Below are 21906 nucleotides of genomic sequence, written 5' to 3' on the forward strand. Positions count from 1 at the left end.
GGGGCTGGTCCTAGCCGTTCATGGCGGGGATGATCCGCTGACCGTAGGCGTTGAGGGTCTCGTCCTTCTGGTCGTGCATCAGGTAGATGGCGAACTGGTCCACCCCCAGGGACTCCAGCTCCCGGAGCCGGGCCAGATGGGACTGCTCGTCGCCGAGGAGGCAGAAGCGGTCGATGATCTCGTCGGGCACGAAATCGGTGTGGTCGTGGCCCGCCTTGCCGTGGCCGGAATAGTCGTAGCCCTGGCGGCCCGCGATGTAGTCGGTGAGGGCCTGGGGCACGCCGGCGCCCTGGTCGCCGTAGCGGGCCACCAGATCGGCCACGTGGTTGCCCACCATCCCACCGAACCAGCGGCACTGCTCCCGCTGGTGGGCCACGTCGGGGCCTACGTAGGCCGGGGCGGCCACGCAGATGTAGAGGCTGTCGGGGTCGCGGCCCGCGTCGGCGGCGGCCCGGCGCACGGCGGCGATGGTCCACTCGGCAATGGCCGGGTCGGCCAACTGCAGGATGAAGCCGTCGGTCTCGCTCCCGCACAACTGCAGCGCCTTGGGTCCGTAGGCGGCCATCAGCACCTTGAGTTCCGAGGCCCGGGCCCAGGGGAATTGCTGCTCGGTGCCGTTGTAGGTGGCGGTGCGCCCCTCGGCCAGGTCCTTGATCACCCCCATGGCCTCCCGCAGGGTGGCCAGGTTGCAGGGCGGACGACCGATGACCCGCAACGCCGAGTCGCCCCGGCCGATGCCGCACACCGTGCGGTTGCCGAACATGTCGTTGAGGGTGGCAAACAGCGACCCGGTGACCGTCCAGTCGCGGGTGCCGGGGTTGGTGACCATCGGACCCACCACCATGCGGTTGGTGGCCGACAGCATCTGGCTGTAGACCACGAAGGGCTCCTGCCACAGCACGTGGCTGTCGAACGTCCAGCCGTAGGAGAAGCCCAGCGACTCGGCCCGCCGGGCCAGGTCCACCACCCGCCACGCCGGGGGGTCGGTCTGCAAAACGACGCCGAAGTCCATGGTTACCCCCTCGCCGGGCCGTGGCCGGGTCGGCTCGGCCCCCGTTCACTCATTGGTCGGAAATCCCAGGTCGACCGCGCTGGTGGCCGGATCGGGCCAGCGGGAGGTGATCACCTTGGGCCGGGTGTAGAAGCGGATCCCCTCGGGGCCGTACATGGTGGTGTCGCCGAACAGGGAGTCCTTCCACCCGCCGAAGGAGTGGTAGCCCACCGGGACCGGAATGGGCACGTTGATGCCCACCATGCCCGCGTCGGCGTCCTCTTGGAACTGGCGGGCCGCCCCACCGTCGCGGGTGAAGATGGCGGCCCCGTTGCCCCACGGGTTGTCGGCGATCAGCCCCACCGCCTCGCCGTAGGTGTCGCAGCGCACCACGCACAGCACCGGGCCGAAGATCTCGTCCCGGTAGGCGTCCATGGCGGGGGTCACGTGATCGAGCAGCGACACCCCCAGGAAGAAGCCGCCGCCGTCGAAGCGGGCGCGGCGGCCGTCCACCACCACGGTGGCCCCCTGATCGGCGGCCCCGCCGACGTAGCCCGCCACCCGGTCCCGGTGCTCGGCGGTGATGAGCGGCCCCATGTCGGAGGCCGGGTCGGTACCGTCGCCGATGACCAGCTTCTCCATGCGCACCTTGATGGCCTCCACCAAGGGGTCGGCCACGTCACCCACGGCGGCCACCACCGAGATGGCCATGCACCGCTCCCCGGCGGATCCGTAGGCGGCCGACACCGCCGAGTCGGCGGCCAACTCGATGTCGGCATCGGGCAGCACCACCATGTGGTTCTTGGCCCCGCCCAGGGCCTGCACCCGCTTGCCGTGGGCGGTGCCGGTGGCGTACACGTACCGGGCGATGGGGGTGGAGCCCACGAAGCCGGCCGCCTTCACGTCGGGATGGGCCAGCAGCCGATCCACCGCCACCTTGTCGCCGTGGACCACGTTGAGCACGCCGGGGGGGAAGCCCGCCTCGCCGAACAGCTCGGCGATGAACAGCGGGGCCGACGGGTCGCGCTCGGAGGGCTTGAGCACGAACGTGTTGCCGCAAACGACGGCGTTGGGCACCATCCACAGCGGCACCATGGCCGGGAAGTTGAACGGGGTGATGCCCGCCACCACCCCGAGGGGGCGGCGCACCGAGTAGACGTCGACCCCGGTGGAGGCGGCCTCGTTGTGGCTGCCCTTGAGGTGCTCGGCCAGCCCACAGGCGAACTCGATGTTCTCCACGGCCCGGGCCACTTCGCCGCGGGCGTCGCTGTGGACTTTGCCGTGCTCGGCGGTCAGGCGGGTGGCGATCTCGTCGGCATTGTCCACCACCAGGTTGCGGAAGGCGAACATCAAAGCGGTGCGTCGGGCAATCGACGTGGCCCCCCAGTCCTCGAAGGCGGCCCGGGCCGAGGCCACCGCGGCGTCCACCTCGTCGGCCGAGGCCAACGGCACCTCGCCGGTCTGTTGCCCGGTGGCCGGGTTGTAGACCGCCGAGGTGCGCCCCGATGCCCCGGCCACCGGCCGGCCGTCGATCAAGTGGTGAATCTCTTGCATGCGTTCCTCCTGTAGACGCCCCTGGGCTCAGATGAGGTACGAGCTGAGGCCCCGGCGCAGGTACCGGCCGTCGCCCATGGCGCCCAGGTACCGGTCGTTGTCGATGATGACCTGGCCTCGGGACAGCACGGTGTCCACGTGGCCGGTGACCTCGAACCCCTCGTAGGCCGAGTGGTCGATGTTCATGTGGTGGTTCTCCACGCTGATGGTCCAGGTGGCCGCCGGGTCGTAGATCACCACGTCGGCGTCGGCCCCCGGTTGGATGGCCCCCTTGCGGGGGTAGAGGCCCATCATGCGCGCCGGGGTGGTCGAGCACAGCTCCACCCACCGGGGCAGGGTGATCTCCCCGGTGACCACCCCCTGGTAGATCATGTCCATCCGGTGCTCCACCCCGCCGATGCCGTTGGGAATGGCCCGGAAGTCGTCCACGCCCAACTCCTTTTGCTCCTTCATGCAGAACGGGCAGTGATCGGTGGACACCACCGCCAGGTCGTTGGTGCGCAGGCCCTTCCACAGTTCGTTCTGATGGTGCTCGTGGCGGGGCCGGATGGGGGTGGAGCACACGTAAGCGGCGCCGTCCCAACCCTGGTCGAGGTGCTCCTCCAGGCTGAAGTACAGGTACTGGGGGCAGGTCTCGGCGAACACGTTGGCCCCGTCGTTGCGGGCGATGGCCACCTGCTCGAGGGCCTGCTTGGCCGACAGGTGCACGATGTAGAGGGGGGCGGCGCCCACCTTGGCCAACTGGATGGCCCGGTGGGTGGCCTCCGACTCGAACTCGGCCCGGCGCACGTAGCCGTGGTTCACCGGGTCGGTCTCGCCCCGCTCGAAGGCCTGCTGGGCCAACACGTCGATGGCGATGCCGTTCTCGGCGTGCATCATCAACAGCCCGCCGTTGCCCGCGCACTGCTGCATGGCCCGCAGGATCTGGCCGTCGTCGCTGTAGAAGACGCCGGGGTAGGCCATGAACAGCTTGAAGCTGGTGACCCCCTCGTTCACCAGCAGGTCCATCTCCTTGAGGGCGGCGTCGGTGACGTCGCCGATGATCATGTGGAAGCCGTAGTCGATGGCGCAGCGACCCTCGGCCTGCTCCATGCGGGCGTCGAAGCACTCCCGCACGTCGAGGCCGTAGCTCTGGGTGGCGAAGTCCACGATGGTGGTGGTGCCCCCCCAGGCGGCCGCCCGGGTGCCGGTCTCGAAGTCGTCGGAGGCCACGGTGCCCCCGAACGGCAGCTCCATGTGGGTGTGGACGTCCACCCCGCCGGGGACCACCAGCTTGCCGGTGGCGTCGATCACCCGGTCGGCCCCGCCCTCGGCAGCCACCGCCAATGCCGATCCCGGTTGCAGCACCCCGGCGATGACCTCACCGTCGATCAGCACCTCGGCGGGGTCGGCCCCGGTGGAACTCACCACCGTTCCGTTCTTGATCAGCGTGGTCATGGTGCTTGCCTCCCTGTCGAACTCGCCGTCATTCCCGACCGTCGATCTCGGCGATGGTGTCCACCAGGGCGGCCACCCCTTCGTCGATCTCGGCCTCGCTCACGTCCAGCATGGGGGTGATGCGGATGGCGTTGCCGTACAGGCCGCCCTTGCCCACCAACAGGCCCCGCTGTTTGCAGCCCTCCAGTATCCGGCCCGCCCGGTCGGCGTCGGGCTCGATGCCGCCGGGCACCACCATCTCGATGGCCTGCATGAGCCCCCGGCCCCGCAACTCGGCGATCCACGGCGTGCGGTCCACCACCGGGGCCAGGGCGTCGCGGAGTCGCCCGCCCATGCGCCGGGCGTTGCCCTGCAGGTCGTTGTCGCGTACGTAGCGCAGGGTGGCCAGCCCGGCCGCGGTGGACAGCGGGTTGCCGCCGAAGGTGGAGAAGCTCAGCTTGGTGATGGTGTCCATGATCTCGGCCCGGGCCACGATGCCCGCCAGCGTGATCCCGTTGCCCACCCCCTTGGCGAAGGTCAACATGTCGGGCACGATGTCGTGGGCCTGGTAGCCCCAGAAGTGCTCGCCGGTGCGCCCCCAGCCGGTTTGCACCTCGTCGCTCACGAACAGGATGCCCCGGTTGGCCAGCACTTTGTGCAGCGACCCGAAGAAGCCGTCGGGGGGCGTGGCGAAGCCGCCCACCCCCTGGATGGGCTCGGCGATGAGGCAGGCCACGTCGCCGGTGGTCGCCATGTCGATGATCTGGCGGAGGTCGTCGGTGCAGGCCTCGGTGAACTCGTCGTCGTCGAGGTGGCGGAAGGGGCTGCGCAGCCGGTAGGCCCCGTGGACGAAGTTCACCGACAACCCCGACAGGGCGGTGGACAGCCACGACGAGTGCGAGGTGATGGCCTGGGCGGTGAACGAGCGGCCGTGGTAGCTGTTGCGCATGGCCAGCACTTCGTTGGAGTTGCGGTAGCTGGTAGCCAACAACATGGCGGTGTCGTTGGCCTCCGACCCCGAGGTGGTGAAGAAGACCCGGGCGTCGGGGATGCCGCTGATGGCGGCGATCTCCTCGGCCAGTTCGATCATGGGCTCGCTGAGGTAGAGCGTGGAGGTGTGCAGCACCTTGGCGGCCTGGTGTTGGATGGCCTCGGTGACCGCCGGGTTGTTGTGCCCCACCATGGTGGTGAGCACGCCGCCGAAGAAGTCCAGGAAGCGGTTGCCCTCCACGTCCCACACGTAGCCCCCCTGTCCCCGGTCGATGCTGATGGGATCGGCGTAGAGCGGCTTCAGGTAGGAGGGCAGCACCGCCCGGTAGCGCTGGTGCAGGTCGGCGTTGGTGGTCACGGGAGGGGGCCTAGGCCTCGGTGAGCGGGCCGTACATATCGGGGCGGCGGTCGCGGTAGAAGGCCCACTGGGCCCGGACCTCGTCGATCATGGCGAAGTCCAGGTCGCGGATCACCAGCTCCTCGTTCTGGTCCGAGGCCGGATCATCCACGAACTGGCCGCGGGGGTTGGCGAAGTACGAGGTGCCGTAGAAGTCGTTGTCGCCCAACGGCTCCACGCCCACCCGGTTGATGGCCCCCACGAAGTACATGTTGGCCGCGGCCGACGCCGTCTGTTCGAGCTGCCACAGGTAGGCCGACAGGCCCCGGCTGGTGGCCGAGGGGTTGAACACGACCTGGGCGCCGTTGAGCCCGAGCGCCCGCCACCCCTCGGGGAAATGGCGGTCGTAGCAGATGTACACGCCGACCCGGCCCACCGCAGTGTCGAACACCGGGTAGCCCAGGTTGCCGGGGCGGAAGTAGAACTTCTCCCAGAAGCCCTTCACCTGGGGGATGTGGGTCTTGCGGTACTTGCCCAGGTAGGTGCCGTCGGCGTCGATCACCGCCGCGGTGTTGTAGAGGATGCCCGGCTGCTCCTCCTCGTACATGGGCAGCACCATCACCATGCCGTGGCGGGCGGCGATCTCCTGGAATCGCTTGGTGGTGGGGCCGTCGGGAATGGCCTCGGCGTAGCGGTAGTACTCGGCCTCCTGCACTTGGCAGAAATAGGGGCCGTAGAACAGCTCCTGGAAGCACATGACCTGGGTGCCCGCAGCCGCCGCCTCGGCCGTGTACTTCTCGTGCTGGTCGATCATCGACTCCTGGTCGCCGGTCCAGGCGACCTGCACGATGGCTGCTCTGACCACGTCGGACATGGGGCACCTCCGAAGCTCTCCGGCGACGCCGACGAGGGCCACGTCTCGACGGCACGGCCTTGAGGAATAAACCCCCGATTCTTGCTGATGGCGAGGCCCGGAATCAAGAGGCCTCTCGCCCGCCTGCGGCTGGGTTCGGCTGGGTTGGCCCTGTCCGGCTACCCCGAGGAGACGGGGTGGTGGACGCGGTTCGGCGGCTACGAGGAGACGGGGTGGGCCAGCACCCGGTCGAGTTCGGCGTGCATGTTCACCAGGCGGCAGTCGAAGTCGCCCAACACCAGCTCGTCGATGCCGTCGGAGGCCATGCCGGCCTGCACCCGGCCGATGCCGTCGAGGTCCTGGTTCACCACCTCGGCGATGACCGTGCCCTCGGGGAACTCGATCATCTCCGGGGGCGGGCCGGCGCCGTTGTGCGATCCCAATCGGTGGAACAACCAGAAGTCGAAGTGGGAGCGTCCGGGGTGGTCGCCGGGGCGGGCCCGGAAGATGGTGAACAGGTCGCTGTGCACGTTCAACACCACGTTGGGGAATACCAGGTAGTGGTAGTCGTCGAGGATCTGCTCGTCGTTGTAGTGGGTGAAGTCCACCCCTTCGGCGGCCGCCCGACCGCGCACCTTGTCCACCGCCCAGTCCCGGGCGCTGCGGCCGTCCAGGTCGGGGTGGTCGCCCGGCGCCATCCCCAGCATGGAGCTGTAGTTGTCCACGAAGGCCTGGGCCACCTGGGCCTGGTCGGCGTCGGGGAACCGGGGCGATCCGACCCCCAGGGGGATCTTCATCATGGAGTGGCCCCGGTCCCACAGTTCGTAGGTGGTGTTGAGGGCGTCCATGAACCCCCGCAGCCCGGGGTGCAGGCCCTCCACGTGGTAGGCCTCGTTGAAGGCGTCCACCGTGGTCTTCCAGTTGCCGGCCAGCGGAATGGTCCACGAGGCGGTGAGGGTTCGTTCGTCCAGCTTGAACGGGGCCAGGGTGGACGGCACCGGGTCGAGGAACTCCTCCAGGTCGGGGCCGTCGGGCGTGGGGTTGATGAACACCATCTGGTGCCACACCCCCAGCCGCACGGGGGCCAGCGACAGGTCGTCGTTGGCGATCACGCCGAAGTTCTTGCGGTACACCACCTCTCGCAGGGAGCCGTCGAGGCCGTAGCACCAGTCGTGGAAGCCGCAGCGCAGCTCGTCGGCGTGGCCCTTGCCCTCGCACAACCGGAACCCCCGGTGGCGACAGGCGTTGTGGAAGGCCCGTAACTCGCCGTCGTGGTCGCGCACCACCAGATAGCTCTGGTCGCCGATGCGGTACTCGCACCAGTCGCCGGGCTCGGCCACGTCGGTGGTCAAACAGGCGAGCTGCCAGGTGGCGGGCCACAGCCGCCGCCGCTCCAGGGCGGCGAACTCCTCCTCCAGGTAGCGGCCCTTGGGCAACCGGGCCGGGAGACCCGCGCCGTCGCCCGCCCGGAGGCGGTACCGATCGAACTCTGGTGCCTTGGTGGGGGCGGCCTTGGTGGTGGCGGCCGGGCTCATCGGTACCGGTCGAGGTCTGGTGCGGGGGCGGCCTTGGTCATCGAGCGCCGCGCACCAGGCGTCCGGGGCGGGCGCCGGTGTCGGAGCCGTGGCTGCGGGTGACCTCCCCGGCCACCAGGGTGGCCACGTAGCCCACGGCTTCCTGGTCGAGGCGGCGACCCCCGGCGGGCAGGTCGTGGACCACCCTCGGCGAGCGCAGGGTCAACGCCTGGTGGTCGATCACGTTCACGTCGGCCCGCTTGCCCACCTCCAGGGTGCCCCGGTCGCCCAGCCCGTACAGGGCGGCGGTGTCGTGGGTCTGCTTCTTCACCACCCACTCCAGGGGGAGTTGCTCGCCCCGGCTGCGGTCGCGGGTCCAGTGGGTGAGCATGAAGGTGGGGATGGAGGCGTCGCAGATCATGCCGCAGTGGGCGCCCCCGTCGGACAGGCCCGACACCCCGGCGGGATGCAGGAGCTGCTCGCGAATGACGTCGTGGTTCTCCTCGAAGTAGTTGAACATGGGCAGCATCATCAGGGCGTGGCCGTCGTCCTCCAGGCACAGGTCGTAGAGCATCTCCATGGGTTCCACGCCCCGAGCCTCGGCCAGAGCCGCCACCGTGCGGTCACCGGTGGGCTCGTAGTCGGGCGGATCGCCGATCACGTACAGCCGGTGGAGCATCCTGGCCACCAGGGCGGGCATCTGGTCGAACAGCACGTTGGGGTTGGGCGGCAGGTCGTCTTCGGCCAGGATGGCCTGGCGGACCGCCGGGGTGCGGAGTTCGGCCACCAGCTCGTCGAAGGGCAGGTGGGCCCGGGAGACGAAGTTCGGGCGCTTGGCGAAGGCGTGATTGGTCTGCAGGCCGATCAGCATCCCGAACGGGCGGCCGGCGATCTGGGGATACACCCGGGCGCCCTCGTCGGTGGCCCGCAGGGACTCGTCCATCATCTCCCGCCACAGGTCGGGGGCCCCGTCCACCTGCAGGAGGGCGAACGACACCGGCACGTCGAAGCGGGCCGACAGCCGCCGCATCCAGTCCATTTCCTTGGGCGGGGCCACCAAGTCGAGCCCGGCGGCTCCGGCGGGGGCCAGCTCGAACACCCCGGCCCCGGCGTCGGCCAGGGCCCGGCCCAGCCCGAACAGCTCGTCCTCGGCGGCGAACGTGCCCGGCACCGGCTCGCCGTCGATGGCCCGGTGGCCCAGCGTGCGGGAGGTGGACACCCCCAGCGCCCCGGCCTCCAGGGCCTCCCGGCTTATGGCGTACATGGCCTCGATGTCGGCGGGGGTGGCGGGCTCGTTGCGGGCCCCCCGCTCGCCCATCACGTAGCCCCGCACCGCCCCGTGGGCCACCTGGGTGGCCACGTCGATGGACAGGCGGCGCTCGTCGAGCACGTCCAGATACTCGGGGAAGGTCTCCCACCCCCACGAGATGCCCTCCGACAGGGCGGCGCCGGGGATGTCCTCCACCCCTTCCATGAGCTGGATGAGCCATTCCTCGGTGCCGGGCCGCACCGGGGCGAACCCCACCCCGCAGTTGCCCATGACCACGGTGGTCACCCCGTGGCCCGACGACGGCTGGAGCTTCTCGTCCCAGGTCACCTGGCCGTCGTAGTGGGTGTGGCAGTCCACGAAGCCCGGTGTCACCACCAGGCCGTCGGCGTCGATGGTGGTGGCCGCTTCGGGGGCCGGGCCGCCGCTGCGGTCCACCACGGCCACCTTGCCGTCCTTGATGCCGATGTGGCCGGTGAACCGGTCGGCCCCGGTCCCGTCCACCACGGTGCCATTGGCAATCACCTTGTCCAGCACAGCACTACCTCCCCCTTGTCCGGCCCGTTGTCCGGATTGGCCCTTGGTGGGCCTAGTTTGTCGCCGTTGACGGCTGGTTGTCGACTACTGGTTGCCGGTTAGTGGCCGTTGGTGGCCCCGGCCCGGAGCAGCTTGCCGGGAGTGGCCCCGGTGGACACCCCGTGGCGGCGGGTCACCACGCCGCTCACCATGGTGGCCACGTACCCGGTGGCCTGCTGGTCGAACCGCTGTCCGCCGGCGGGCAGGTCGGCCACCAACTTCGGCGGGTGCAGCGTGAGCCGGTCGTGGTCGATGATGTTCAGGTCGGCCTTCATGCCCGGCTCCAGGGTGCCCCGGTCGGTCAGGCCGAACAGCCGAGCGGTGTCACGGGACTGCTTCTGCACCACGTACTCCAGCGGAAGCCGCTCGCCCCGCCGGCGGTCGCGGGCCCAGAAGGTGAGCAGCCAGGTGGGCATGGAGGCGTCGCAGATGGCCCCGCAGTGGGCACCGCCGTCGGACAGCCCCGACACCCCCGAGGGGTGCAGGAACATCTCCCGCACGGCATCGGCGTTGCCGTCGCTGTAGTTGAGGAACGGGAACAACAACAGGGCCCGCCCGTCGTCCTCCAGCAGGAGTTCGTACAGCAGGTCTTCGGTGTCGCGCCCCTGGGCCTCGGCGATGGCGGCCACCGACCGCTCCGGGCCGGGCTCGTAGTCGGGCGGGTCGCCCAGCACATAGATGCGTTGAAGCTGGGTGCCCATGTACTCGGCGAACGGGTTGGTGAACGAACTCGACTCGGCCAGGATGGCCGCCTTGCGCTCGGGTCGGCGGAGTTCGGCCACCAGCTCGGCCAGGGGCAGCTCGGCGATCTCGGCGAAGCTGGGGCGGCTGCTGAAGGCGTGGTTGGTCTGCAGCCCGATGAGCACGCCGTTGCAGCGGGGGGCCACCTGGGGGTGGAGTTGGGCGCCCTCGGCGGCGGCGTCGGCCGACAGATCCATGATCTCCCGCCACATCCCGGGGGCGGCGTCGATCTGCACCAGGGCGAAGGTGACCGGGCGGCCGGTGGCGGCCGACAGGCGGCGCATCCAGTCGACCTCCTTGGCCGGGGCGGCCAGGTCCTCGCCGACCACGCCGGCGGGGGCCAGCTCGTACAGGCCGTGGCCCACCTCGGCCAGGGCCTCGCCGATGCCGAACAACTCGTCCTCGGCGGCGAAAGTGCCGGGCACCGGTTCGCCGTCGATGGCTTTGTGGGCGATGGTGCGCGACGTGGAGAAGCCGAAGGCCCCGGCCCGCAGGGCGTCGGCCACGATCTCGCGCATCTGGGCGATGTCCTCGGGGTTGGCCGGTTCGTTGCGGGCGCCCCGCTCCCCCATCACGTAGGCCCGCACGGCGCCGTGGGGCACCTGGCAGCCGATGTCCATCGACAAGGGCTTGCGCTCCAGGGCGTCGAGGTACTCGGGGAAGGTCTCCCACTCCCAGGTGATGCCCTCCGAAAGGGCGGCGCCGGGGATGTCCTCCACCCCCTCCATGAGCTGGATGAGCCACTCCTCGGTGCCGGGTCGCACCGGGGCGAACCCCACCCCGCAGTTGCCCATCATCACGGTGGTCACCCCGTGGTGGGCCGACGGCTCCAGCACCGGGTCCCAGGTCACCTGGCCGTCGTAGTGGGTGTGGCAGTCCACGAAGCCCGGCGTCACCACCAGGCCGTCGGCGTCGATGATCTCGTCGGCCCGGAGGTCGGGGTTGCCCCCGGCGTACACCCCGGAGATGCGGTCCCCGTCGATGGCCACGTCGCCCACGAACGGCTCACCCCCCGTCCCGTCCACGATCAAACCACCGGAGATCACCACGTCATGTGCCATCGCCCCATCCTAGGCCTCCTCACCCACCCCCATCCCACCCCGCACGGGGTCGGCAGGCCCGGCCTTCGGCGGCCCGCACCGTGCCGGGCGGGGGTGGGGTAGCATCTCGCCATGGCTGAGATCGCCGTGTATCACAACCCTGGTTGAGGCAAGTCCCGGGGCGCGCTGGAGATTCTCGAGGCGCGCGGCGTCGAGTTCGACGTCATCAAGTACCTGGACACCCCCCTCAGCCGGTCCGACCTGGAGCGGTTCCTGGAGATGCTGCCCAACGAACCCTCCGAGCTGGTTCGGCGCGACAACCACTTCAAGCAACTCGGGCTGGACATCGACGACTATCAGGAGGCCGATGCGGTGATCGACCTGTTGCTGGAGCACCCCAAGCTGATGCAGCGCCCGGTGGTGGTGCGGGGTGACCGGGCGGTGATCGCCCGGCCCTCGGAGCTGGTCGAAGAGCTGTTGTGACCACGACACCGGTGACGGCGCGCTCGGGGGGAGAAATGCTGGTGGCGGGCCCCGGCGGGCTGCCCTTCCCGGTGGCCGCGGTGTGGCGGCGGGCGCTGGCCCGGCTCATCGACGCCATCACCGTGTTCTTCATTCAGTGGATGCTCACGGTGATCCAGTTGCTGTGGTTCATGGACGACGTGTCCACCCGCTGGCAGCCCGACCCCTGGGGGCGGGCGTCGGCCGCCGTGCTGGTGTACGTGTTCTTCCACTTCGTCTACACCATGGTGTTCCTGCGCTGGAACGAGGGGCAGACCCCGGCCATGGACCTCATGAACCTCCGGGCGGTGCGCACCGCCGACGGCAGCCATCTCGGGCTGGGCCGGTGTGCGCTCCGCTGGCTGGTGGGCGGGGCGTCGTGGGCGGTGCCGCCGGTGCTGTTCGGCGGGCTGGTGGTGAACGCCGCCACCTACTTGCCGGTGGCCTTCGACCGCCGTCGCCGCACGGTGTCGGATTGGCTGGCGGGTACCACGGTGATCGCGTACGACCGCGACAAGGAGGATCCCGGCGACCAGCCCGACGAGGTGCTCGACGAGTTCGGCCGACCCCTGTCGGTTCGGGCCCAGATTCGGCGCAAGTACGGGCTGTTGGGGATCTTCGGCGGCATCGGTGATCTGCCCGGCCGCCGCCGCAATCAGCCCCCCGCCGGCCGCCAACCGTCTCGGGATTCCCGGCGGCGCCAAGATTCGCTTACCATGTCGGCCACAACCAGGTCGGCATCGACACGACCGGGAGGCGGCGCCACCGAGGCCCGCCGCCCCGGGTCGGTCGGAGAACAACGGGGGGAGAGCCGTGGAAGCTGAGCGTCCGCTGCTGGAGGTGGAGAACCTCCGCACCTATTTCGACACGCCCAGGGGAATCCTCAAGGCGGTCGACGGGGTGAGCTTCTCGTTGGACAAGGGAGAGACCATCGGCATCGTGGGCGAGTCGGGGTCGGGCAAGTCGGTGCTGGTGCGGTCGATCATGAACATCTTGACCAGCAACGCCATCGTGCCCGACGGCTCCGAGGTGTTCTTCGACGGCAAGGACACCCGCAACCTGAGCCGCAGCGAGGCCAAGCACTTCTGGGGTACCCAGATGGCCATGATCTTCCAGGACCCGATGACCTCGCTCAACCCGGTCAAGAAGGTGGGGGTGCAGATCACCGAGTCGATCCGCTACCACCTCGGGGCCTCCAAGCAGGAGGCCATGGACCGGGCGCTGGAGCTGATGGTGCAGGTGGGCATCCCCGAGCCCCGCAAGCGGCTCCGGGAGTATCCCCACCAGTTGTCCGGCGGGATGCGCCAGCGGGTCACCATCGCCATTGCCTTGGCCTGCAACCCCAAGCTGCTGATCGCCGACGAGCCCACCACCGCGCTGGACGTGACCGTGCAAAAGCAGATCCTCGACCTTTTGGGCTCGCTGCAGGACGAGCTGGGCATGGCCATGATCCTCATCACCCACGACCTCGGCGTGGTGGCCGGCCGGGCCCGGCGCATCGGGGTGATGTACGCCGGGAAGATGGTGGAGACGGCCGACACCACCACGCTGTTCCACCACATGAACCACCCCTACACCGAGGCACTGTTCAAGTCGATCCCCCGGGTGGAGCACCAGAGCCACACCCGCCTCGACGCCATCAGCGGCCGCCCGCCCGACATGGTGCTGGAGCTGGTGGGCTGCCGGTTCGCCCCCCGGTGCCGTTATGCGCAGGAGCGGTGCCTCACCGAGGAGCCGGAGCTGTTCGACACCGGCCAGACCGGCCACCGCCAGGCCTGCTTCTACCCGGTGGGGTCGACGGAGAACGCCCAGGCGCTGGCCGCCAACCAGGAGTCCGGGATCACCGCCGCGGGCTTGGACCTGACCGCCGCCGCGGTGTCCTAGCGCGGCAAGCACCCAATCGAGGAGGACTCAGCAATGGCTGGAACAGGCAAGGCCCACATGAGGGGCGATCAGGCCCTGGTGTCGGTGGAGGACCTGGTGGTGGAGTTCCCCGCCGGTAGACGAGCGGTGGTCCACGCCGTGTCGGGCATCAGCTTCGACATCCTGGAGGGCGAGACCCTGGGCGTGGTGGGCGAGTCGGGCTGCGGCAAGTCCACCACCGGTCGGGCCATGATGCAGTTGCCGTCCCCCACGTCGGGATCGGTGCGCTTCGACGGGGTGGAGATGACCGATCTGTCCAAGGAGGACCTGCGCCGGACCCGCACCCGGATGCAGATGATCTTCCAGGACCCGATTTCGTCGCTGAATCCCCGGCGCAAGGTGAAGGACATCGTGGCCGAGGGCTTGTCGATCTGGCACAACGACAGCGGTGCCCAGTCGTCCCAGAAGGTGAACGAGGTGCTCGACGCCGTGGGGCTCGACCCCGAGGTGGTGTCCGACCGGCGGCCCCACCAGTTCTCCGGGGGCCAGTGCCAGCGCATCTGCATCGCCCGGGCCCTGGTGCTCGACCCCAAGGTGATCATCTGCGACGAGCCGGTGTCGGCCCTCGACGTATCGGTGCAGGCCCAGATCCTCAACCTGCTGGAGGAGATGAAGGACCGTTACGGGCTGACGCTGGTGTTCATCGCCCACGACCTGGCCGTGGTCAAGAACGTGTCCGACCGGGTGGTGGTGATGTATCTGGGCAAGGTGTGCGAGGTGGCCGGCCCCGACACCCTCTACGCCCATCCCGCCCACCCCTACACCGACGTGCTGCTGGCCTCCATTCCCGAGCCCGACCCCGACCAGCCGGTGTCCGACCGCCAGATCACCGGCGAGCTGCCGTCGCCCATCAACCCGCCGTCGGGATGTCGGTTCCGCACCCGGTGCGAGAAGGTGCAGGACTTGTGCTCCACCGAGGAGCCGGAACTCCGGGAGATCGCCCCCGACCACTACGTGGCCTGCCATTTCCCCAATGAGGTGCCCGTCAGCGTCAACGGCAACGGCGCGTAGTCGCCGACCCTGTTGCTACAGGGCTACAGGGTCGCTACAGGGTGTAGCGGTAGACGTTGGTGTCGCGAACCTCGAAGCCGAGGCGCAGATAGAGGCGGTTGGCGGCTTCCCTCGAGGGGCGGGAGGTGAGGTCCACGGTCACTGCGCCGGCTCGTTGTGCCATCTCCAACGCCACCTCGTTGAGGGCGCGGCCCACGCCCAGGCCGCGGTGGCTCTCGTCCACCACCACGTCCTCGATGATGGCCCGCAACCCGGTGGGGATGCGCACCACCACCAGGGTCAGGCTGCCAACGATGTCGCCGTTGCCGGAGCGGGCCACCAACAGCCGGGTGGCGTCCGAGGCGACAATCTCGCCCAGGGCCTCAGCCGACGGCGGGGGGTTGGACGACGACAACTGCGGGGTCAGTCGCCGGAAGGCCTCCTCCAGCTCGGTGTTGACCTCGGTGGCCTCGGTGACCTCAACCGCCATGGCGGGAGACTACCGACCCGGAGGCTCGTCGGCATTCACCCAGAACACGTCACCCGATGCCGCTGAGTCCAAGAAGGAGAACCGGGGCGGGGGGCGATAGTTTGGGCGGGTGCCGTTGACCACCTGGCTACGAGGGACACCCGGCGGGCGACCGGCCCTGGTGGCCGCGTTCACCGGGTGGAACGATGCGGGCGACGCCGCCTCGGGGGCCTTGGCGTGGCTGGCCGCACGTTGGGAGACCAGCGATCTGGCCACGCTGGATCCCGAACCCTTCTACGACTTCGCCGACACCCGCCCCCAGCTCCAACTCAACGACGACGGCACCCGCTCGCTCATCTGGCCCAGCAACGACCTGCTGGCCGCCACCATCCCCGGCGTCGAAACCGCCGACGGCGACGACACCGAGGTTGCCTTGCTGGTGGGCACGGAGCCGCAACTCAAGTGGCGGACCTTCAGCCAACAGATCGTGGAGATGGCCCGACGGCTCGACAGCCCCATGGTGGTCACCGTCGGGGCCTTGCTGGCCGACGTACCCCACACCCGACCCACCCCCATCTACGGCAGCAGCGACAATCCGGCCGTGGCCGAACAACTGGGGCTCACACCGTCGGCCTACGAGGGACCCACCGGCATCGTGGGAGTGCTCCACAACGCCTGTTCCCGAGCGGGACTGCACACCGCCTCGCTGTGGGCGGCGGTGCCGGGCTACGCCTCGGAGATCCCCTCTCCCAAGGCCTCGCTGGCCCTCATACGCAGGCTGGGGACGCTGCTCGACATCTCACCCGAAACTTCCGAGCTGGAGGAAATGGCCGAAAGCTACGAACGTCACGTGTCCGAGTTGGCCGCCCAAGCCGACGAGACCTCCGACTACATCGCCCAACTGGAGAGCGCCTACGACCAACAGGCCGAGGAATCCGACGAGATGGACGACATGAGCTCCACCGACCCCGACGAACTCGTCCACCAAATCGAACAATTCCTCCGCGACCAACCCACCTGACCTCCCCCCGTGCCCGACAACCAGAGCAACGAAGACGACACAGCCCAAGCCCCAGCAGACCTCGCCGGACAGGTCCGGGACATCACCGTCAGCGGCCTACCCCCCGGCTACGACTACAAGGCAACCCGCCACGCCGATGTCATTCTCAAGGAGGCCTTTCCCAACCGATTTCACGACCTGAGAAGGGCACTGGAGCAATTCAATCCCACTCTCGATGAACTTAGAAGGGGCGGGGGTGGAAGAACTGTCTTCGTGAAGCGGTTCGATGAGTCTCTGGCTACTCAACTCGAGCAAGACACCAGAATCTGGGGTAAGCAGAAAATCTCCATCGAAAAGGCAATTGGATTCGAAGGCAACCTGACACCTGTGTCGAAAGTAAGGAGCCATGAGATCGATATGTTCGGCCTCGGATCCCTGGAGCAGCCACTTCCTGGCATCGCGGTAGAGATGGAATGGAACAACAAGGATCCCTTCTTCGATCGTGACCTCATCAACTTCCAAGCACTTCACCACGAGGGGGCAATCGCCGTCGGGGTCGTTGTCACCCGAGGTAGAGGTCTTCAAGACCTCATTTCGGGCGTCATACAGAGCAAGGATGGTGGGTTCAAGTACGGTGGATCCACCACCCACTGGGACAAACTGATCCCCAGAGTCAACCTCGGTGGCGGTGGCGAGTGTCCGCTTCTGCTCATAGGCATTCTGCCCGAACGCATCCAAGGCATCGAGCTGGCCGAGAGAGTCCGGGCGAAATTGGATGAAGCTGAAACACTGAGAGCGTCGTGGCGTGACACTTTTGCTAGTTGGGAAGAAGCCAAGCCAATCTATGAGGAAATGCGTAGAGAGGCGTTTGGCCTCATGCCACCTGTTGGAAGCGAGTGAAATTATGGAGGCTCGATTGCTCAGCGATAGGCAGGGTAGGTCTGGCCTCTTGGGGTGACGCCCTCTTCAGCTTCAAGGCCCCAGGAGACCCAGCCTGCTCTTGGGTAGCGGGCGAACATTTCCAGGTAGGGGCCAGGGGAACAGCCTTCAATGATCTCATATTGCTCATCGGGCTTGCGCGAATGCTCCCGCTTGCGGGTTTCGATCATGTTCACCTGGCTGCGGCCGGGTGCCAGGGTTCTCATGCTGCCCCGGACCCCGAACAAGATCAGCTCGGTGACGTTACGGAAGTAGAACCCGACTCCTCTACCGTCGGGCCCACCGTCCTTGCGTCGCTTGGCCCACACGATGTTCGACTTGTAGGTGAAGCCCCAGGACTCCATCACCTGCAGCCCGTCGGCTATCAGCGCGTTCGGCACCCACAGATAGAGGTGTGCCTTGTCGGACACGATCTCCGGAAGGGGAAGGGCCCGAATCTCGGCAGTGGTCATCGTGTCGTACCGGGAGAGCCGCCGATGCTCGGGGGCGACCTTGCCGGTGCGGTTCATGAACCGCCAGGGTGGATCAGCGAGGACCGTGGAGAACGGCCCTCCCTCCAGCAAGCGAAGATCGTCGGCCACTGGCAAGGCCCCTGGCTTCGGCTCGGCCGCCGCAGCCAACTCTTCCCTCGACTTGGGCAACACCCGGATTTCGTGTCCCAGCACATCGGCCAGAGCGGCCAGGGTGGAAATCTGCGGGTTGTGACCGTTGCCGGAAAGCAGCCGCCGGACCGATGCGGGCTGCGTGCCGGCCAGCCGGGCCAACTCGGACTTCGACAGCCCCGCCCTGCGGCGGGCGTCGTCCAACTCCGTCAACAACACGTTCGAGGCCATCTGATTCTGACCGTAACACCTGAGTTACGTCTCCTGGGGTATTTGGGGGGCGCTTCCGAGCCCGAGTGAGAGCGCCACCATACAGACGCCCGGTGACAGCTTGCGCGCTCCCTGCCACGCGACACGTTTCTGCCGCCCGGCACCTCACCGGATTTCGGGGTCCGGGCCGTCGGAGAAGGCCCAGCCGATAACCCGAGCGGCGCGAGCAGGCCTGCTCTTGGGTGCCGACGCAAGCCGCTTGCGGAAGAGCTCTTCAAGGTTCTCAACGGCAGGCGGGGCGTCGGCCCAAACCAGCTCGTCGTAGCCTTCTGGCTTCAGGGGGGCGCCCTCGCCATCTGGGATCATCCCGTAGAGGTCCCAGGATCGGTACCTGATCATGTCGCGGACCACAGGATGCGTGTCGGTGGTCTTGGCGAGGAAAGCCGGGGTGCAACACACGTTCCACAGGGCCGTGTAGGAGTGAGGATCCTTTGAGGTCGGCCAGACGTGGTTGAACTGCACGTCCGGCCCCTTCTTACGCTGTGCCGCCCACAAGAACACACGAGTCGGTGTGGTGTTGTCGTCGTAGAGCACGGTCCCATGGGGCGGCAGTTCGGCGATCTCATCGCGCCTGGTTGCGTCGCGCACCACGGGGAAGATCGCCTTGCCCTCGGACTGTTCCACTGTTGCAGGATCGAGGAAGATCGTATGGGCAGCCACCGCAGCCTCGACCGAGCGGTAGCCGGCGCCCGCCAACACCTCATCGAGGAGCTTCGCCCCATCCTGAATCACCGGTCTGGACCCTCGACGGCCGGACGCTGACAGCCGAAATGGTGCCGAGCCTCCCGCCTCAGTCCCGCCCACCGACCCAGCAGTTGGATCCAGGGCTGCCCTGCGGTACTGCCCCCGCCCAATTCGCTCGAGGTCTGCCCATCCGTAGCTTGATACTCCGCGCACCATGTGACTGCATACGTGGTTCCTGATCGTGGACGACTTCCAACGGGACCAGTTCGACTCAACCTCCCGGACGATTTCTTCGACCGCAAACACCTGTGGGCCGTGCTGGCCCTCAAGAAGGCTCATCGCCTCCATGACTGCTTCCCTGCACGTCCTAGGCTGCATCATGAGTCTCCAACTCCGGGTTCGAGAGTAGACCTCGATCCTGACCGCAACATCTGGATGAAGTCTCCTGGGGCATTTGAGGGGCGCTTCCGAGCCCGAGTGAAAGCGCCACCCTACAGACGCCCGGTGACAACTCCCGCGCCTCAGCCCCGCAACAGAGTTCTGCTGCTCAGTGAACGGGGGGTGGGTCTGTGAGCGCCCGCTGGTTGTCGCGTTCTGCGCTCATCGAAATTCGCGTTGTCGTGGGGGGTGTGGGTGGCTGGGACCCCCCCGGACAGCCCCAACACACCACCGGTTGTCGCGACGGATCAGCCATGATGGCTGGTTGTCATGTCAGCGACCGACCGGTGGTGGCCGTCGTGTTATTCTGAGCGAACCCCACCGAGGTGAGCAGCCTCGGCCTGACGGCCCCAACCACCTGGTTGGGGCTGTTTCTTTGCCGGGCTGGGACGGCGCGGGTTGAGATCGGCTGGCGCATGGGGGTGGTGGTCTCGGGGCCCCGGAATGTCCGCGACCTGCGTGCGGCAGTGCTCAAGCCTGAGGGCATTCCTCAGGCTCCAGCAAGTGGGGAGGCAATCCAAGTACCGGGGCGGTCGCCGCGGCCGTGCGGGCCCACGAAGGGGCGCCATGAGCCGGCCGGTTACTCGCAGCATCTGACTGACCCAGTGCTCGGCACGGATTACCCGGTCCGGTCGTGTGGGGATGGACCTCTTCTTCTGGTGGGGCAGGGGGATGTTGTCACTGGTGGTGGGTAGGGTGGGGGCATGGATTTTGGGGTTGTGACCTGGGGTTTTGTGCCGACCGGTGGGTCGGGGAGGACCGATGTTCGGTTGGGTTGTGTCACCGGGGCCGGTAGAATGACATCAGTGTTATTCAGCCCGGTTGGTCCGGGGGCCGTCTTCGGGGAGGAGGGGTCGTGAGCAGAACTGTTGGGAGCACTTCAGAGGCCACCCCCAGAGGCGCCGGGGCGGTGGTGTGGCCGGTGCCGGTGGACGTGGGTTCGTTGTCCGATGACCGGTTGCGGGACCGGTTGGGGGTGATCGGGCGGGCGGAGTCTTGTTTGTCGGCCATGAAGGCACAGACGTTGGCCGAGTTGGCTCGTCGTCACAGTCCGGTGGAAGCAGGCAGGATCGCCCGGCAGGAAACCCGGTCGTCGAAGCGGGCCGCCCGCACCGAGGTGGAAACCGCAGGGCGCCTCGCCGGGCTGGCTGCCACTTCCGACGCGTTGGGTGCCGGGGTGATACCCGCCGGTCACGCCCGGTTGATCGCCCGGGCCGCATCCGAGGGGCCGATCGACGAGTCGTTGATGGTGCAAGCAGCCACCCACCAGGACTACGACACGTTCGCCCGGACCATGGCCCGCCACCAACACGAAGCCTCCGGTGACGACGGCCACGCCCTCCACGAACACAGACTCCAGAAGCGCAGTGCCCGGGTGTTCACCCGACCCGAGTCCGGCATGTTCGTGCTCTCCGCAGAGTTCGACCCGATCACCGGGGCCCACATCGACACCGTGTTGGCCGCCAAAGTACGTGAACTGTGGAACCAAGAAGACCCCAAAGCCCGGCGCAGTTCCCAACAGCGCACGGCCGACGCGTTGGCCGAGTTGATCCTCGAACCCGAAAAAGGCAAAACAGCAGGCACCGCCCTGTTGGTCGTCGCCGACTACGACGTCGTCAACCAACAACTCACCGACGCCCGCCTCTCCGACGGGACCCCCATCCCCGCCGCCGAACTGGTCCGGTTGGCGTGTGACGCCGACATCCTGCCCGGCGTGTACCGGGCCGCCACCCAAGAAATGAACCTCGGCCGCAAACGCCGCACCGCCACCACCACCCAACGAGCCGCCCTCACCTACCGGGACCAACACTGCATCGGATGCGGCACCACCGCCCACCGATGCTTCGCCCACCACATCAAATTCTGGTCCGAAGGCGGCCCCACCGACCTCGCCAACCTCGCACTCGTCTGCAACGACTGCCACCACAACATCCACGACCACCACTGGACCGTCACCCACAACCCCCACACCAACCGGTGGCACACCCACCCCCCACCCGACCCCTTCCCCACCCACGGAACCACCAACACCCCACCCCCACCCCAAACCAACCCCATACTCCGAAAATGAAGAATCAGGGGCGCCAGGGTGGGGTGCGGGGGGGATCGAAGAGGAACTCGACGGGGTCGCCGCGAATGGCGGCGAAGGCGTGGGTCAACCACCACTCGCTGTTGCGCATGCCCTCGGGCAGGTTGTCCGGTCCGTAGAACCCCACGGCTCGGCATTCCAGGGGGTGGGGGGTCAGCTCACCGCCCACCGCCCGGCACAGAAACACCAGGGAGTACATGGGCACGGTGGTGAACCCCCGGCGCAGGCCGTCGTGGATGGCGATGGGCCGCTCCACCTCGCACGCGATGCCGGTCTCCTCGGCCACCTCCTTCACCACGATCTCCGACGGGGAGTAGCCCACATCGGCCCAGCCGGTGGGATACAGCCACACCCCCGAGTCGGCCCGCTGCACCAGCAGGATCTCCCCGTCGTCGTTGCCCACCACCGCGCCCACGGCCACCTTGGGGGTCACGTAACCGGGCACCCCGTCGCCCACCGACTTCATCCACTCGGCCACGAACCGGTCGGGCGTCCACCCGGCGCTCAGGGTGGCCGCGATGTCGGCGGCCACGTGCAGCACCTCCTCGAAACGCTCCTGCTCGTAGCGGTTCTCCGTGAAGGCCAGTCCGGTGCGGGCGATGCCGGCCAGGGTCTCCGACCACCGCCGCAAGTCGTCGTGGCCCGCCATCGGCGCAGGCTCGCTGCTATCGGTCATGGTCGGGGCCGCCGGAACGACCCTTCCGGTGGCGGCCAAAAGCGCC

The 21906-nt window shown here is 68.1% G+C and carries 19 protein-coding genes and 1 pseudogene; 7 read left to right on the plus strand and 13 right to left on the minus strand.

The genetic code is table 11. From position 1 onward, the window contains the following. Window positions 1–10: 10 nt before the first annotated feature. The 8 genes from ACOQPQ_RS08345 to ACOQPQ_RS08380 all read right to left on the minus strand — a co-directional run bounded on the left by ACOQPQ_RS08345 (window position 11) and on the right by ACOQPQ_RS08380 (window position 11300). Window positions 11–1012 carry a TIGR03842 family LLM class F420-dependent oxidoreductase gene (locus tag ACOQPQ_RS08345; protein WP_420638983.1) on the minus strand — a complete coding sequence of 334 codons (1002 nt, stop codon included), beginning with the start codon at window positions 1010–1012 and terminating at the stop codon, window positions 11–13. Window positions 1013–1057: 45 nt separating this feature from the next. Continuing rightward, window positions 1058–2545: a CoA-acylating methylmalonate-semialdehyde dehydrogenase gene (locus ACOQPQ_RS08350; protein WP_420638984.1), complete on the minus strand. Its 1488-nt coding sequence runs from the start codon at window positions 2543–2545 to the stop codon at window positions 1058–1060. Between the two features lie 27 nt (window positions 2546–2572). Further along, entirely contained in the window at window positions 2573–3982 is a 1410-nt protein-coding gene (gene hydA / locus ACOQPQ_RS08355) for a dihydropyrimidinase (protein ID WP_420638985.1), read from the minus strand. A 28-nt stretch (window positions 3983–4010) separates the two neighbouring features. Beyond that, window positions 4011–5309: an aspartate aminotransferase family protein gene (locus ACOQPQ_RS08360; protein WP_420638986.1), complete on the minus strand. Its 1299-nt coding sequence runs from the start codon at window positions 5307–5309 to the stop codon at window positions 4011–4013. Window positions 5310–5319: 10 nt separating this feature from the next. Then, the gene (locus ACOQPQ_RS08365) at window positions 5320–6162 is read right to left on the minus strand and encodes a nitrilase-related carbon-nitrogen hydrolase (RefSeq protein ID WP_420638987.1); all 843 of its coding nucleotides are present in this window, start codon (window positions 6160–6162) and stop codon (window positions 5320–5322) included. A 197-nt stretch (window positions 6163–6359) separates the two neighbouring features. Then, window positions 6360–7676, minus strand: a complete 1317-nt coding sequence (locus ACOQPQ_RS08370; protein ID WP_420638988.1) for an aromatic ring-hydroxylating oxygenase subunit alpha — start codon at window positions 7674–7676, stop codon at window positions 6360–6362. 37 nt (window positions 7677–7713) lie between these two features. Then, a complete protein-coding gene (locus tag ACOQPQ_RS08375; protein WP_420638989.1) occupies window positions 7714–9459 on the minus strand; it encodes an N-acyl-D-amino-acid deacylase family protein in 1746 nt (581 codons plus the stop codon). Between the two features lie 98 nt (window positions 9460–9557). Then, window positions 9558–11300, minus strand: a complete 1743-nt coding sequence (locus ACOQPQ_RS08380; protein ID WP_420638990.1) for an N-acyl-D-amino-acid deacylase family protein — start codon at window positions 11298–11300, stop codon at window positions 9558–9560. 258 nt (window positions 11301–11558) lie between these two features. Here ACOQPQ_RS08380 and ACOQPQ_RS08385 point away from each other — a divergent pair, with 258 nt between their 5' ends. From ACOQPQ_RS08385 to ACOQPQ_RS08400, 4 genes are read left to right on the plus strand one after another with little or no spacing between them, the layout of a single operon-like run. Then, window positions 11559–11762 (plus strand): ArsC/Spx/MgsR family protein, encoded by a 204-nt coding sequence (locus ACOQPQ_RS08385; RefSeq protein WP_420638991.1) that lies wholly within the window; start codon window positions 11559–11561, stop codon window positions 11760–11762. Continuing rightward, window positions 11759–12604 carry an RDD family protein gene (locus ACOQPQ_RS08390; RefSeq protein WP_420638992.1) on the plus strand — a complete coding sequence of 282 codons (846 nt, stop codon included), beginning with the start codon at window positions 11759–11761 and terminating at the stop codon, window positions 12602–12604. Before ACOQPQ_RS08385 ends, ACOQPQ_RS08390 begins: the two co-directional genes overlap by 4 nt. Beyond that, a complete protein-coding gene (locus tag ACOQPQ_RS08395; protein ID WP_420638993.1) occupies window positions 12594–13664 on the plus strand; it encodes an ABC transporter ATP-binding protein in 1071 nt (356 codons plus the stop codon). The genes ACOQPQ_RS08390 and ACOQPQ_RS08395 overlap by 11 nt, the downstream gene beginning before the upstream one ends. Before the next feature lie 33 nt (window positions 13665–13697). Then, window positions 13698–14714, plus strand: coding sequence for an ABC transporter ATP-binding protein (locus ACOQPQ_RS08400; protein WP_420638994.1), 1017 nt, complete (start codon window positions 13698–13700; stop codon window positions 14712–14714). A 34-nt stretch (window positions 14715–14748) separates the two neighbouring features. On the opposite strand, the gene ACOQPQ_RS08405 is transcribed toward ACOQPQ_RS08400, so the two are convergent. Next, window positions 14749–15183, minus strand: coding sequence for a GNAT family N-acetyltransferase (locus ACOQPQ_RS08405; RefSeq protein ID WP_420638995.1), 435 nt, complete (start codon window positions 15181–15183; stop codon window positions 14749–14751). Between the two features lie 109 nt (window positions 15184–15292). On the opposite strand from ACOQPQ_RS08405, the gene ACOQPQ_RS08410 reads away from it, so the two are divergent. Then, window positions 15293–16183, plus strand: a complete 891-nt coding sequence (locus ACOQPQ_RS08410; protein ID WP_420638996.1) for a PAC2 family protein — start codon at window positions 15293–15295, stop codon at window positions 16181–16183. A gap of 9 nt (window positions 16184–16192) precedes the next feature. Further along, entirely contained in the window at window positions 16193–17062 is an 870-nt protein-coding gene (locus ACOQPQ_RS08415) for a BglII/BstYI family type II restriction endonuclease (protein WP_420638997.1), read from the plus strand. Between the two features lie 20 nt (window positions 17063–17082). On the opposite strand, the gene ACOQPQ_RS08420 is transcribed toward ACOQPQ_RS08415, so the two are convergent. From ACOQPQ_RS08420 to ACOQPQ_RS08430, 3 genes and pseudogenes are all read right to left on the minus strand, one after another. Continuing rightward, window positions 17083–17682 carry an MT-A70 family methyltransferase gene (locus ACOQPQ_RS08420; protein WP_420640379.1) on the minus strand — a complete coding sequence of 200 codons (600 nt, stop codon included), beginning with the start codon at window positions 17680–17682 and terminating at the stop codon, window positions 17083–17085. A gap of 87 nt (window positions 17683–17769) precedes the next feature. After that, a pseudogene (locus ACOQPQ_RS08425) lies at window positions 17770–17934 on the minus strand (helix-turn-helix domain-containing protein); the annotation flags it as partial. Window positions 17935–18078: 144 nt separating this feature from the next. Beyond that, the gene (locus tag ACOQPQ_RS08430; RefSeq protein ID WP_420638998.1) at window positions 18079–18705 is read right to left on the minus strand and encodes a hypothetical protein; all 627 of its coding nucleotides are present in this window, start codon (window positions 18703–18705) and stop codon (window positions 18079–18081) included. Window positions 18706–19951: 1246 nt separating this feature from the next. Here ACOQPQ_RS08430 and ACOQPQ_RS08435 point away from each other — a divergent pair. Further along, the gene (locus tag ACOQPQ_RS08435) at window positions 19952–21166 is read left to right on the plus strand and encodes a DUF222 domain-containing protein (RefSeq protein WP_420638999.1); all 1215 of its coding nucleotides are present in this window, start codon (window positions 19952–19954) and stop codon (window positions 21164–21166) included. A gap of 4 nt (window positions 21167–21170) precedes the next feature. Here ACOQPQ_RS08435 and ACOQPQ_RS08440 read toward each other — a convergent pair whose 3' ends face one another. After that, window positions 21171–21860 carry an NUDIX hydrolase N-terminal domain-containing protein gene (locus tag ACOQPQ_RS08440; RefSeq protein WP_420639000.1) on the minus strand — a complete coding sequence of 230 codons (690 nt, stop codon included), beginning with the start codon at window positions 21858–21860 and terminating at the stop codon, window positions 21171–21173. Window positions 21861–21906 lie beyond the last annotated feature (46 nt).

The organism is Candidatus Poriferisocius sp., assembly GCF_965219775.1.
Lineage (GTDB): Bacteria > Actinomycetota > Acidimicrobiia > Acidimicrobiales > Bin134 > Poriferisocius.